Source organism: Telluria sp. AIW5 (assembly GCF_056680575.1).
The window spans coordinates 1,367,143-1,379,533 of sequence record NZ_CM155289.1; the positions used below are offsets into that span (position 1 = coordinate 1,367,143).

Annotated in this window: 11 protein-coding genes; 6 read left to right on the top strand and 5 right to left on the bottom strand. The window is 64.9% G+C overall.

Annotated elements, in window-relative coordinates:
• Positions 1-87 precede the first annotated feature (87 nt).
• The 3 genes from gmd to AC1MEM_RS06050 all read left to right on the top strand — a co-directional run bounded on the left by gmd (position 88) and on the right by AC1MEM_RS06050 (position 3,281).
• The gene (gene gmd / locus AC1MEM_RS06040; protein ID WP_499475974.1) at positions 88-1,134 is read left to right on the top strand and encodes a GDP-mannose 4,6-dehydratase; all 1,047 of its coding nucleotides are present in this window, start codon (positions 88-90) and stop codon (positions 1,132-1,134) included.
• 10 nt (positions 1,135-1,144) lie between these two features.
• Complete coding sequence (locus AC1MEM_RS06045) at positions 1,145-2,086, top strand: GDP-mannose 4,6-dehydratase (RefSeq protein ID WP_499475976.1); 942 nt, start codon at positions 1,145-1,147, stop codon at positions 2,084-2,086.
• 76 nt (positions 2,087-2,162) lie between these two features.
• On the top strand, positions 2,163-3,281 hold the full coding sequence (locus AC1MEM_RS06050; RefSeq protein WP_499475977.1) for a glycosyltransferase family 4 protein: 1,119 nt from the start codon (positions 2,163-2,165) through the stop codon (positions 3,279-3,281).
• Positions 3,282-3,332: 51 nt separating this feature from the next.
• Here AC1MEM_RS06050 and AC1MEM_RS06055 read toward each other — a convergent pair whose 3' ends face one another.
• Together AC1MEM_RS06055 and AC1MEM_RS06060 are read right to left on the bottom strand one after the other, a co-directional pair.
• Positions 3,333-4,328 (bottom strand): response regulator, encoded by a 996-nt coding sequence (locus tag AC1MEM_RS06055; protein WP_499475978.1) that lies wholly within the window; start codon positions 4,326-4,328, stop codon positions 3,333-3,335.
• Positions 4,328-7,705 carry an MHYT domain-containing protein gene (locus AC1MEM_RS06060; protein WP_499475979.1) on the bottom strand — a complete coding sequence of 1,126 codons (3,378 nt, stop codon included), beginning with the start codon at positions 7,703-7,705 and terminating at the stop codon, positions 4,328-4,330. Before AC1MEM_RS06060 ends, AC1MEM_RS06055 begins: the two co-directional genes overlap by 1 nt.
• 234 nt (positions 7,706-7,939) lie before the next feature.
• Between AC1MEM_RS06060 and AC1MEM_RS06065 the strand changes: the two genes are divergently transcribed.
• A complete protein-coding gene (locus AC1MEM_RS06065; protein ID WP_499475981.1) occupies positions 7,940-8,719 on the top strand; it encodes a substrate-binding periplasmic protein in 780 nt (259 codons plus the stop codon).
• A gap of 64 nt (positions 8,720-8,783) precedes the next feature.
• Here the strand turns inward: AC1MEM_RS06065 and AC1MEM_RS06070 are convergent, their stop codons facing one another.
• Positions 8,784-10,715 (bottom strand): putative bifunctional diguanylate cyclase/phosphodiesterase, encoded by a 1,932-nt coding sequence (locus tag AC1MEM_RS06070; protein ID WP_499475983.1) that lies wholly within the window; start codon positions 10,713-10,715, stop codon positions 8,784-8,786.
• Positions 10,716-10,871: 156 nt separating this feature from the next.
• Here AC1MEM_RS06070 and AC1MEM_RS06075 point away from each other — a divergent pair, with 156 nt between their 5' ends.
• Positions 10,872-11,105 (top strand): hypothetical protein, encoded by a 234-nt coding sequence (locus AC1MEM_RS06075; protein WP_499475984.1) that lies wholly within the window; start codon positions 10,872-10,874, stop codon positions 11,103-11,105.
• Positions 11,106-11,199: 94 nt separating this feature from the next.
• Here the strand turns inward: AC1MEM_RS06075 and AC1MEM_RS06080 are convergent, their stop codons facing one another.
• Positions 11,200-11,427, bottom strand: a complete 228-nt coding sequence (locus AC1MEM_RS06080; RefSeq protein ID WP_499475985.1) for a hypothetical protein — start codon at positions 11,425-11,427, stop codon at positions 11,200-11,202.
• Between the two features lie 245 nt (positions 11,428-11,672).
• Between AC1MEM_RS06080 and AC1MEM_RS06085 the strand changes: the two genes are divergently transcribed.
• On the top strand, positions 11,673-11,816 hold the full coding sequence (locus AC1MEM_RS06085) for a response regulator (RefSeq protein WP_499475986.1): 144 nt from the start codon (positions 11,673-11,675) through the stop codon (positions 11,814-11,816).
• Positions 11,817-11,909: 93 nt separating this feature from the next.
• On the opposite strand, the gene AC1MEM_RS06090 is transcribed toward AC1MEM_RS06085, so the two are convergent.
• Entirely contained in the window at positions 11,910-12,170 is a 261-nt protein-coding gene (locus AC1MEM_RS06090) for a hypothetical protein (RefSeq protein WP_499475988.1), read from the bottom strand.
• Between the last annotated feature and the right edge of the window lie 221 nt (positions 12,171-12,391).

The window sequence follows — 12,391 nt, forward strand, 5'->3', positions numbered from 1 at the left end:
CGTCCGTAACGGGCAGGGACCTCTGTTACAATTGGGATTGTCAAAAAAGTACTTGCCGCCTACGGCATTCATCCGGAATTTTCACACATGCAGAAAACAACAAAAAGAGCCGTTATCACTGGTATTACTGGCCAGGACGGCGCTTATCTGGCGCAGTTGTTGCTCGAGAAGGGTTACCACGTTACCGGTACCTTCCGTCGCGCCAGCTCCACCAATTTCTGGCGTATCGAGGAACTCGGCATCCAGGCGCACCCGAACCTGTCGCTGGTCGAATACGACCTGACCGACCTGGCGTCGAGCCTGCGCCTGATCCAGAACGCGCAACCGGATGAGGTCTACAACCTTGCAGCGCAAAGTTTCGTCGGCGTGTCCTTCGACCAGCCTTTGACCACCGCATCGATTACCGGCCTCGGCGCCGTCAACCTGCTCGAGGCGATCCGCCTGGTCAACCCGAAGATCCGCTTCTACCAGGCGTCGACCTCGGAAATGTTCGGCAAGGTGCAGGCCATCCCGCAGGTCGAAGACACCCCGTTCTACCCGCGCAGCCCCTACGGCGTGGCCAAGCTGTACGCGCACTGGATGACGATCAACTACCGCGAGAGCTACGGCATCTTCGGCTCCTCGGGCATCCTGTTCAACCACGAGTCGCCGCTGCGCGGCCGCGAGTTCGTCACCCGCAAGATCACCGATTCGGTCGCCAAGATCGTCCTGAACAAGCTCGACGTGCTCGAGCTAGGCAACCTCGACGCCAAGCGCGACTGGGGCTTTGCCAAGGAATACGTCGAAGGCATGTGGCGCATGCTGCAGGCCGACCAGCCCGACACCTATGTGCTGGCCACCAACCGTACCGAAACCGTGCGCGATTTCGTGACGATGGCGTTCAAGGCCGCCGGCATCAACCTCGAATGGCAGGGTAGCGGCGAAAACGAAACCGGTACCTGCACCAAGAGCGGCAGGACCCTGGTGCGCATCTCGCCGAAGTTCTACCGTCCGGCCGAAGTCGAACTCCTGATCGGCAACCCGGAAAAGGCGAAGCGCGAGCTGGGCTGGGAGCCGAAGACCACGCTGGAAGAGCTGTGCCAGATGATGGTCGAGGCCGACCTGCGCCGCAACGAGCAGGGCTTCTCCTTCTGACATGAGCACCATGCAAGATCCGCAGCGTGATGCGGGCCCGCGCGAAGGCGTGGGCAAGCGTGCCCTGGTCACCGGCCTGCGCGGTTTCACCGGCGATTACGTGGCGCGCGAACTGGCCGCCGCCGGCTACCGCGTGTTCGGCACCGCGACGCCGGGCAGCGAGCTCGGCACCGATGTGCTGGCGGTCGACCTGTGCGACCGCGATGCCGTGGGCGCCATGGTCGAGCAGGTGCAGCCGGACGTGGTCGTGCACCTGGCCGGCATCGCCTTCGTCGGCCACAGAGATGTCGAGCAGATCTACCGCGTGAACGTGGTCGGCACCCGCAACCTGCTCGAAGCGCTGGCGGCCGTCCGCCACAAGGCCTCGAGCGTGCTGCTCGCTTCGTCGGCCAATATCTACGGCAATGCCAGCGTGCCCGTCATCACCGAAGAGGTGGTGCCGGCGCCGGCCAACGATTACGCCGTCAGCAAGCTGGCCATGGAATACATGGCGCGCCTGTGGATGGACAAGCTGCCGATCATCATCGCGCGCCCCTTCAATTACACCGGTGTCGGCCAGAGCGACAACTTCCTGCTGCCGAAGATCGTCTCGCATTTCCGCCGCAGGGAAGCGCGCATCGAACTGGGCAACCTGGCCATCGCGCGCGATTTTTCCGACGTGCGCATGGTGGCGCGCAGCTACCGCAAGCTGGTCGCCGCTGCCCCTGCGGGCGAAGCCTTCAATGTGTGTTCCGGGCGCAGCCATTCGCTGGGCGAGGTGATCGACCTGGCTTCCGAGATCGCGGGCTACCGCATCGAGGTGCAGGTCAATCCCGCCTTCGTGCGCGCCAACGACGTCCTGACCCTCTCGGGGAGCAATGACAAGCTGGGCGGCATCATCGGGCCGCTCGAACCGCCTCCGCTGCGCGACACCTTGCGCTGGATGCTCGAGGGCGTGCCCTCGACGGGCTGACCCTGGCCGGGCCGGCGCCGGGATGGCGCCGGATCGGTCGCCGCGGCGCCAGGCCCGTCCTTTTCTGATCGTACCTATGCGCGTCCTCCATTTCTACAAGACCTATTACCCCGACAGCGTCGGCGGTATCGAACAGGTCATCCGCCAGATGTGCGTCGGTACCGGCCGCCTCGGCGTGACCAACACCGTGCTGTCGCTGTCGCGCGACAAGAACCTGGTACCGATCGCCTTCGAGGGCCATACCGTGCACCGCGTGCCGCTGGACTTCGAGCTGGCCTCGAATGCCTGCTCGGTGGCGTCCCTCGGCGCCCTGGCGCGCCTGGCGAAGAACGCCGACGTCGTGCACTACCATTTCCCGTGGCCGTTCATGGACCTGGCCCACTTCCTGGCGCGCGTCAAGACGCCGACCGTGGTGACCTATCACTCGGACATCGTGCGCCAGAAAAAACTGCTGCGCCTGTACCAGCCGCTCAAGCAGCGTTTCCTGCGCAGCGTCGACGCCATCGTCGCGACCTCGCCCAATTACATGGCCTCGTCGCCGGTGCTGGGGCGCTACCGCGACAAGACCCGCATCATCACCTACGGCCTGGACCAGAGTACCTATCCGCAGTCCGACCCGGCGCGCCTGGCGCAGTGGCGCGAGCGGATCGGGCCGAAGTTCTTCCTGTTCGTGGGCGTGCTGCGCTACTACAAGGGCCTGCACGTGCTGCTCGAGGCGGTGGCCGGCACCCATTACCCGGTGGTGATCGTCGGCGCCGGGCCGGAGGAAGCGCGCCTGAAGGCGCAGGCACTGAGCCTGGGCCTGGACAACGTGATCTTTGTCGGCGCCGTCGGCGAGGAAGACAAGGTCGCCTTGCTCACCCTCTGCTATGCGCTCGCCTTCCCCTCGCACCTGCGCTCGGAGGCATTCGGCATTTCGCTGCTGGAAGGGGCGATGTATGGCAAACCGATGGTCTCGTGCGACATCGGCAGCGGCACCACGTATATCAACATCGATGGCGAGACGGGTCTGGTGACGCCGCCGGCCGATCCGCAGGCGCTGCGCGCGGCGCTGCGCACCTTGTGGGACAACCCGGAGATGGCGAGGGAGATGGGCGCACGGGCGGCCCAGCGCTTCGAGGACGTGTTTACGGCCGAGAAAATGGCGGCGAATTATACGGCGCTCTACAAAGAAGTCGTGGAACGCCGCGGCTGACGACTGAAAACACGCGTCACCGCGTGGACTGCCGAGTCCACGCGGCCGTTTTCAGGCCGCTTCCGCCCAGCGCTCGCGCACGGTCCGGATCGCCGGCAGCTGGGCGACGAACAGGTCGACCAGCATCGGGTCGAAGTGCTTGCCCTTTTGCTGCACCAGGTAGTCGATCGCTTCCTCTTCGGTCCAGGCCCGTTTATAGGGACGGATCGAGGTCAGGGCGTCGAACACGTCGGCAATCGCCACGATGCGCCCGGTGAGCGGGATCGCGTCGCCGGCCAGGCCCTGCGGGTAGCCGCTGCCGTCGTACTTCTCGTGGTGCGTCATGGCGATCTCGTGGGCGAGTTTCAGCATGCCGTCGCCATGCTCGCCGATGATCTCGGCGCCGATGACCGCATGGCTCTGCATTACCTTCCATTCGTCCGCATCGAGCGGGCCCGCCTTTTGCAAAATGCGGTCGGGGATGCCGATCTTGCCGACGTCGTGCATTGGCGCCGCGTGCAGCAGATCGTCCGCCTGCTGCTCGTTCATGCCGGCCGCCAGGCCCAGGATCTGCGAGAAGTGGCTCATGCGGATCACGTGCAGGCCGGTCTCGTTGTCCTTGTATTCGGCCGCCAGGCCGAGCCGCTGCACGATCGCCAGGCGCGACGCTTTCAACTCTTCCATCCGCACCAGCGACAGGTGGGTGCGCACGCGTGCACGCACGACCGGCGGGCTGACCGGCTTGGTGATGTAGTCGACCGCGCCGGCCTCGAAACCTTCGAGTTCGTCGGCGGTGTCGGAGAGGGCGGTGACAAAGATCACGGGAATCGGCGCCGTCAGCGGATTGGCCTTCAATGCGGCGCAGACTTCATAGCCGCTCATCCCGGGCATCATCACGTCGAGCAGCACCAGGTCGGGTTTTTCCTTGTTGGCCAATTCGAGCGCGCGGGCGCCGTCCTTGGCGAACAACAGGCGGTAGTGGTCCTGCAGGATCTGGCGCAGCAGTTGCAGGTTGCTCGCTTCATCGTCGACCGCGAGGATCAGCGGCCGGTTACTCGTCATGCTCATTACATCGTTTCCTGTGGCGTTGAATCTGCGTGTTCGGAGAGTGCATTCAGCGCATCGAGCGCGGCGTCGAGCTGCTGCTGGGCGAGGTCGAAATCGAAATCGGCCAGCGCGGCCTGGACCTGCGTGACGCGGGCGGCGACCGGGTGTCCGGACAGCGCCGCGGCCAGGCCGGCCAGTGCGGCGTCGTCGAGCGCACCGCGGGCAAGGGCGTCGCGCAGCATGCGGCCGGCGCACAGGGCGCGCGGCAGGTCGGCTGCGCTTTGCGGCGCGCTTGGCGCATTGCTGGCGGCCGGACGTTCGGCGCGGATCGCCTGGACCGCCGCGGCATGCGCCGCCTCGACTTGCGCGAGCGCGTCCGGCAGCAATGCCACGCCGGCCAGCTGCTGGCCCTTGTCGCCTTCGGCCAGGTGCTCGAGTTCGGCCAGCGCATCGGCCAGCAGTTCGAGGCCGAGGTTGGCGGCCACGCCGCGCGCCTTATGGGCCAGCATGCGCAGCGAAGGGTAGTCGGCGCTGTCGAGGAAGCTGCGCAGGAACTGCGGCAGCATCCCGTGCTGGCTGTGGAAGTGTTCCAGCGCTTCGCGGTAGGCGTCTTCCTTGCCCCCCCAGCGGTTCACGCCGGCCACGCGATTGAGCACATGTCGTGCGAGCAGCGGCGCCGGGTCGGCCCCCAGGTTGCCGGCGCCGAGGCCGAGCACGCGCGCGATTTCGTGCGACAGCGTGACCCAGTCGACCGGCTTGGAGGCGAAACCGTCCATGCCCACTTCCGCGCTGGCGCGGCGGTGCTCGGGCAATACGCTGGCCGTCATGGCAATGACCGGTACGCGCCCGCGGCCAGTCGCCAGTTCGTGCTCGCGGATGCGGCGCGTGGCCGCCAGGCCGTCGAGTACCGGCATCTGGAAGTCCATCAGGATCAGGTCGAATTCCTGGCGCGCGGCCATCTCGACCACGGCGGCGCCGTCGGGCACTGCCGTCATCGTGTGGCCACGGCGCGCCAGCAGGAGCTGCAGCAGCTCGAGGTTCTGCGGCACGTCGTCGGCGGCCAGCACGCGCAGCGGCGGCAGGGCGGCGGCGGTGCGCACGCGTGCCTGCTGCGGCGCGAAGCGCGCCACCACCAGCGGCAGCACGACGTGGAAGGTCGTCCCTTCGCCGATGATGCTCTCGGCCCAGATCTTCCCGCCCATCAGCTCGACCAGCTGCTTGCTGATCGTGGTACCGAGGCCGGTGCCGCCGAAGCGGCGCGTCATCGAGACGTCGGCCTGGGTGAAGGGGTCGAAGATCGCCTGCAGGCGCTCCGGCGCGATGCCGATGCCGGTGTCTTTTACGCTGAAGTGGAGCAGGCCGTCCTGCTGCTCGGCGCGGAGAAGCACGCTGCCGGCGGCGGTGAATTTGATTGCGTTATCCAGCAGGTTGGTCAGGACCTGGCGGATGCGCAGTTCGTCGCCGCGCAGGTTGGTCGGCAGGGCCGGGTCGTAATGGATGTCGACCTGCAGGCCTTTCGCACGGGCGTTGGCGGCCAGCGTCGAGGACAGTTCGTCGATCAGGGACAGCAAATTGAAATCGTTGATCTCGAGTTCGACCGCGCCTTTTTCCAGCTTGGCGGTGTCCAGGATCTCGTTCAGCAGGCGCAGCAGCGAGCGGCCGTTGCTGCGCACCGTGTCGAGGTGGCGGCGCTGGTCCGGCGCCAGTTCGCCGTCGAGCAGCACGTCGGTGAAGCCCAGGATCGAATTCATCGGCGTGCGGATCTCGTGGCTCATGTTGGCGACGAAACTGGCACGCGCAGCGGCGGCCTGTTCGGCCGCTTCCTTCGCCTCGCGCAGCGCGTCTTCCATCATGCGGCGTTCGCTGATGTCGAGGATCACGCCGTCGAGCCAGGTCAGCACGCCTTCCTCGTTGCGCACGCCGGCGCCGTTTTCCCACAGCCAGCGGGTCGAGCCGTCGGCGTGCAACAGGCGGTATTCGACCAGGTAGGGGCGGTCTTCCTGCAGCGCCGCGGCAATCGCTTCGGACACGCGCACGCGGTCGGCGGCGTGGATCAGGGTGCCGAAGTTGCGCCGCGCCGCGGTACCCGGTGGATTGCCCAGGAAGTCGTGCGCCGGATAGCCGGCCACGCGCTCGACGGCGTCGCTGATGAAGACCATCGGGTGCGCGCCTTCGATCCGGCTGCGATACGAGATGCCGGGAATGGTGCCGATCAGGGAGCGGAATTGCTGTTCACTGGCGCGCAGGGCCGCCACCATTTCGCGCCGTTCGCTGATGTCGGTGACGAAGCAGACGAACAGTTCCCGCTCGTCCATGCGCGCGTGGCCGAGGGCGACGCGGATCGGCACCAGGCTGCCGTCGCGCCGCAGCGCTTCGATGTCGGCATTGTTGGGAATCGGGTTGGTGCCGCTGTCGCGCAGGTAGCCGAGCAGGCCGGCATCTTCCGCGGCGCGCTCGGCCTCGGTCATCAGGAGACGGATATTCCCGCCAACGATGTCGGCACGGCGCCAGCCGAAGATCTTCTCGGCCGAGGCGTTGAATTCCTCGATCGTGCCGTTGCGGTCGATGGTGATCACGCCGTCGACCGTCGTGGTGAGCAGGGCGCGCATCCAGGCTTCGCTGCGCGACAGTTCCAGGTACAGCTGGCGGTAGCGCAGCAGGCCGTTCGCGCCCAGCACGACCACCGTGAACAGCACCGTGATCAGGGAAATCGCGAGCGCCAGGAAGGTAGTATTCGAACTCGCGACGGCGTCGGGGTCGACCGTGCCCACGAAACGGGAGGCCGCCATGGCGGTGTAGTGCATGCCGGTCACCGCGCAGCCCATGACGACGGCCGCCAGCAGCAGGCGCTTGCCTTCCGAGAGGCGCAGGCGGGTCAGGCCGAAGCGCACCCAGAGGGCGAGGGTGGCCAGCACGACGGCGACCACGATCGACAGGCCGAACATCAGCGGATCGTAGCGCAGGTCCAGGCTCATGCGCATGCCGGCCATGCCGGAATAATGCATCGCCCCGATGCCGGCGCCGACCAGCACGCCGCCCACGAGCAGGCCGCCGGTGCCGATGCGTTCGCGCGCGATCAGGCTCAGGGCCACGAAGGACGCGCCGATACTCGGCAGGTTCGACAGGATCGTGATCATCGGGTCGTAGTCGACCTGGGTGCACAGGTTAAAGGCCAGCATGCCGATGAAGTGCATGGCCCAGACGCCGGCGCCGAGCGCCAGGCTGCCGGTGAACAGGAACAGGGTGCGATGGCGCGTCTGCTGGCGCGACTGGCCCGCGATCTGCAGGCCCATCCACGATGAAAAGATTGCCACGAGCAAGGACAGCACGACCAGTTTCGGGTCGTACATACCGTAACTGAGCAACGATGGATCGTCGGGCAACATGAAAAGCGACATGGGGGAATTCCGGAGCGAGCGCGCCCAGGACGGGCGGCGTAATCGTCAGTATGACATTTTCCGTAGGGAAAGTCTTGTTGGGATTTGTCGAAATTGCCGAATATGCAAGCATTCTGTCGCGCAGTTGCCACCATATGGTCGAGCCCGCTGCAGCGCCGCCGGCACGGGCTTGTCGATACGGTATGCTGTGGGCATGCGGGAAGCTTTCCCGGATGCCCCGGAGAGGTGCACGACATGCTGATTCGACAATTTCGATGGCTGGCGCTGGCGGTACTGCTGGGCGCCGGCCCGGCGCAGGCGGATGCCGACACCACCAGGGCCGCACGCCGTCCCGGCACGCTGACCATCACCACCGAAGCCGCGCCCCCGTCGAGCATGCTCGATGGCGCAGGTAAGGTGATCGGCATCTCCACCGACAAGGTCAGGGCCGCCTTCGAGCGCGCCGGGGTTGCCTACACGATCGACCTGCTGCCCTGGAAGCGGGCCTACGCCGCCGCCCACGACCGGGGTGACGCCTGCGTGTATGCCACTACCCGCACGCCCGAGCGCGAGCTTTCATTTAAATGGGTCGGCCCGATCGACAGCGCCGAATGGGTGCTGATGGCGCGCGCCAACCGCCGCTTCGCCCTGCGCACGCTGGAAGACGCGCGCCCCTACCGCATCGGCACCTATAACGGCGACGCCCGCGACGAGTTCCTGCGCAGCCGCGGTTTCCGGGTCGACCCGGCGCCGAACGACCTGACCAATCCCCGCAAGCTTTTATTAGGGCGCATCGACCTGTGGGCGGCGCTGCGCGTCGACAACCCCGTGCTCGAGCAGAATGGCTGGGCCGGGCAGATCGTTCCGGTGCTGGTGTTCAACCGGATCGACGTTTATCTGGCCTGCAACCGCGCGGTGCCGGACGAGTTGATCACGCGCCTGAATGGCGCTTTCTCGGCGCTCGAGCGCGATGGGACGATGCGCAGGATCGAGCGCGGGTACGATAACTGGTCGGCGGGGCAGCGGGAGAAGTAAGCCTGGCCGGGGGGGCAAAGTCCGCCGGAAGAGCAAAAAACGTATTCTCGATGAGCATCGAGGGTCATGCACACGCGCCGGTGTCCAGCATTGCTTGCATCCGGACTGCATCGACCGGCCCGCTGAAGAAGTAGCCCTGGCCTTCATTGCATCCGTGGGCCTTGAGAAAAGCAAGCTGCACCCTGTGCTCGACGCCTTCGGCGATGACCCGCTGGTGCAAGTTCTTGCCCATGCCGATGACAGCACTCACGATAGCGCCGTTATTTTCCGCTTCCCCATCGATTGCCTGGACAAAGGACTGGTCGATTTTGAGAATATCGATCGGGAATTGATTCAGGTAGCTCAAGCTGGAGTAGCCGGTGCCGAAGTCGTCCACGGCGATTTGCACGCCCATTGCCTTGAACCTGGCGAGCAGGCCGGCGCTGGCCGCCACATCGCGCATCAGGACGCTCTCGGTCAATTCGAGCTGCAGGCACGCCGGGTCGACGCCGGTTGCCTCGAGGATGGACAGCGCGTGGTCGAAAAAATCCCGATGACGAAACTCCAGTGCCGACACGTTGACGGCGATCGACACCGGGGTAATGCCCCGGCTACGCCAACGCACCGCCTGCGCACAGGCTTCACCCAGGACCCAGCGCCCGATTGGAATAATCAGGCCGGAGTCCTCGGCGACCACGATAAAACGCGCCGGCAGCACCAGGCCCCATTCTGGATGTTCCCAGCGCAACAGGGCTTCGACGCCGGTAATGCGGTTCGTTTTCAGGTCGACCTTGGGTTGGTAATGCAGCGCGAATTCGTGGCGGTCGAGCGCCCGCCGCAGCTTATTCTCGATCAGTTGCCTTTCCATCGCGCGCATGTTCATGTCGTGGGAAAAGAACTGGTAATTATTCCGCCCGCGCTCCTTGGCATGGTACATGGCGGTGTCGGCATTCTTGATCAGGGCGGCGGCGTCCATGCCGTCCAGCGGGAAAGCGCTGATGCCGATACTGGTCGACGTATGCAGCTGCTGCCCGTCGATGAGGAAGGGCGTCGACAGCGCAAGCAGTATCTTTTCGGCCGCCAGCGCCGCGTTTTGCGACTGGCGCTCATCGGCCAGCAGGATCACGAACTCATCGCCGCCATGGCGGCTGACCGTGTCGGATGTGCGCACGCAGCGGACCAGGCGCACCGAGACGGCTTGCAGCAACTGGTCGCCGACAGCGTGTCCCAACGAGTCGTTGATGTGCTTGAACTTGTCCAGGTCGAGGAATAGCAGCGCCGGGTTGGTGCCGTTGCGCCTGGCCGCGGCAATGGCCTGGGTGATGCGGTCGTTCAGGAGGACGCGGTTGGGCAGGTTGGTAAGGAAATCGTGCTGCGCAAGGTGCCGCATCTTCGACGTCAGGGCGACGGCGTCGGAGATGTCCCGGAACACCAGCACGGCACCCACGACCTGACCATCCCGATCGTGGATCGGTGCGGCCGAATCCTCGATCGGGATGCGCCTGCCGTGCCGGCAGACAAGGACGACTTCGCCGGGCAACACCAGGGGACGACTGCCCTGCAGAAGGGATTCAACTGGATTGGCGATCGCGCGCCCGGTCGCGCCATCGACGATAGTGAGCACCTCTGCAATGGGCCGCCCGCTTGCTTCCTCCCGTGGCCACTCGGTGATCAGTTCGGCTGCAATGTTCATGTAATCGACGCGGCCATCCATGGCGACGGAGATGACGGCGTCGCCGATCGAGTTCAGCGTAATTTCCGCACGCACCCGGGCGACGTACAGGCCTTGTTCCACTTTCATGCGCTCGATAATGTTGCGCAAGGACTGAGGCACCAGGTTGTTGTCGAAGTAACCCTTCGATAGCCAGCCCTGGGCGCCGCGATGGACTGCTTCCTTGGCGTCGTCCTCGGCCTCGAGCTCGCACAGCGTCAGGATCGGCGTGTGGCGTGCTGCTTCGTGGAGTTGATCGAAGCACGCCAGGCCATGGCTGTCCGGCAGCGTCAAATCCGTTTGCATGCAGCGTCAACGTGCTTGCCGGCAGGGCATCGCCGCGTCCCGCTCGTCCCGTGCGCCCAATGCAAACAGATGCGCGTAGCTTCGATATCCTGGAAGCGCCTGCATGAAGGACATCGTATGGAATCCGAACCGGGGGACATCTTTCGCGACCTACCATTGAGCGCTGAGCAGAACAGCGAGATCAAGCACTATATCCACAGCAGGCAACGCAGTGGCCTGCCTTGGGACACGCCCGAGCTGCATGCGATGGTGGCCGACATGCTCGATCCACCGGAAATCGTCGACGAGCAGCTCCAGCCCTGGGACGCCAGCATGGCGGCCGAGTGCTCGACCGCGGAGGGCGAAGAGTCGGTCGACGCGGACAAGCTGCGCTCCCGCCACCCAGGCTAGGAACGCCTTGCCCTGGGGCGTTTTGTCGGACGTTCTGCGTCATTGGCGAGCGCCGTGGGGACGCATTGCATACGCGAGCGCGTCGGCCAGCCCGTCAGGGCGGGGGACTGGTGGGCGTGATTGCTTCTGAAACGAGCTGCTCGGTACTCGGTGCGCGGCGTGACGCCGGGCTGTCGAGAACGCGCTCGATCACCTCTGGGGGAACCTGTTTGTATTCCATGTAGTTCTGCGCCAGCGAGCGGTTGCGCGAGGCCAGGATGTTGACGCCGCGTGCTACCGAGTTTGCTGTCCCGACATCGGATCGCTTTTGACGTTCGCTCATTTTCACCATCCCCCGTAATGCTACCATTGCCGGGCCGGGCACTTTCGACGGCTCGACAACACGTCAGCGCTGGATTGACAGGTAATGGCATCGAAGTCCTTCGCAAAACACCATGCGCTCGAACAGTACCCTTGTCAACGCCTGTCTGGACCCCTGGCCCAGGCCGGAATCTCGGTCTCGCTGCCGCTGCTCGACAACAAGCCGAGGCCCTTGCCGAGCGCCGACAACGACAGCGGCTGGAGGGATTGCGCATCCTGGTCGTGGACGACATGGAAGACATGCTGCAGGTGTCCAAATCCCTGCTCGAAGTGAACGGCGCCATCGTGTTCGCCGCCTCGAGTGCGCTCGATGGGCTGGCCAGCCTGGAAAGGAAAAGGTCGATCTCCTGATCTCGGACATCCGGCTAGCGACGGTTACGCGTTCCTGCGCCGGGTCCGCAAAGGGATAGTGCGCTGTACCCGGGAGGCGGAGTCCTCGTTTGCTTATTCCTCCGACAGGTCGTCGCCGCCGACCGGCCCGGCGTCCGGACGCTCATCGATGATGAATCTGGCGATGCGGATTGCCCGGTCCCTCGCTCCACTGACCGTACCAGCCGATGGCTCGGTGGTAAAGCACGGCGCTGTTGGCGCCTTGCCGATGAGGTTGATCTGAATGGAGGAGTGCCATTTCGGGGTCTTCCGCACCCCGTCCGAGTGCAGGGTGACTGCAATATCGTAACCGCGGTATGTGCCCAGTCGGTCCATGGCTCGCCTCCTTATAGAAAGGGCATCGTAGCATGATGCCCGGCCTTGCGCGCCGACTGGGGAGGAGACAACAAAAAAACCGTGCTTCCTATGGAGAGAACGGGTTCTGATACTTCGTGATACGTCATGCTATTGTTAGGTGGTGCCGGGAACCGGAATCGAATCTCCCTATGAAGAATAGAAAAATACATGCTTAGGTACCAACAAAAGTACCAACAAAT

Excerpts from the sequence above, each read along its gene's own strand:
- AC1MEM_RS06070 (WP_499475983.1), bottom strand. The coding sequence starts at position 10,715 with ATGCAAACGGATTTGACGCTGCCGGACAGCCATGGCCTGGCGTGCTTC.
- AC1MEM_RS06080 (WP_499475985.1), bottom strand. The coding sequence starts at position 11,427 with ATGAGCGAACGTCAAAAGCGATCCGATGTCGGGACAGCAAACTCGGTA.
- AC1MEM_RS06055 (WP_499475978.1), bottom strand. The coding sequence starts at position 4,328 with ATGAGCATGACGAGTAACCGGCCGCTGATCCTCGCGGTCGACGATGAA.
- AC1MEM_RS06050 (WP_499475977.1), top strand. The coding sequence starts at position 2,163 with ATGCGCGTCCTCCATTTCTACAAGACCTATTACCCCGACAGCGTCGGC.
- AC1MEM_RS06060 (WP_499475979.1), bottom strand. The coding sequence starts at position 7,705 with ATGTCGCTTTTCATGTTGCCCGACGATCCATCGTTGCTCAGTTACGGT.
- AC1MEM_RS06045 (WP_499475976.1), top strand. The coding sequence starts at position 1,145 with ATGCAAGATCCGCAGCGTGATGCGGGCCCGCGCGAAGGCGTGGGCAAG.
- AC1MEM_RS06065 (WP_499475981.1), top strand. The coding sequence starts at position 7,940 with ATGCTGATTCGACAATTTCGATGGCTGGCGCTGGCGGTACTGCTGGGC.
- AC1MEM_RS06090 (WP_499475988.1), bottom strand. The coding sequence starts at position 12,170 with ATGGACCGACTGGGCACATACCGCGGTTACGATATTGCAGTCACCCTG.
- gmd (WP_499475974.1), top strand. The coding sequence starts at position 88 with ATGCAGAAAACAACAAAAAGAGCCGTTATCACTGGTATTACTGGCCAG.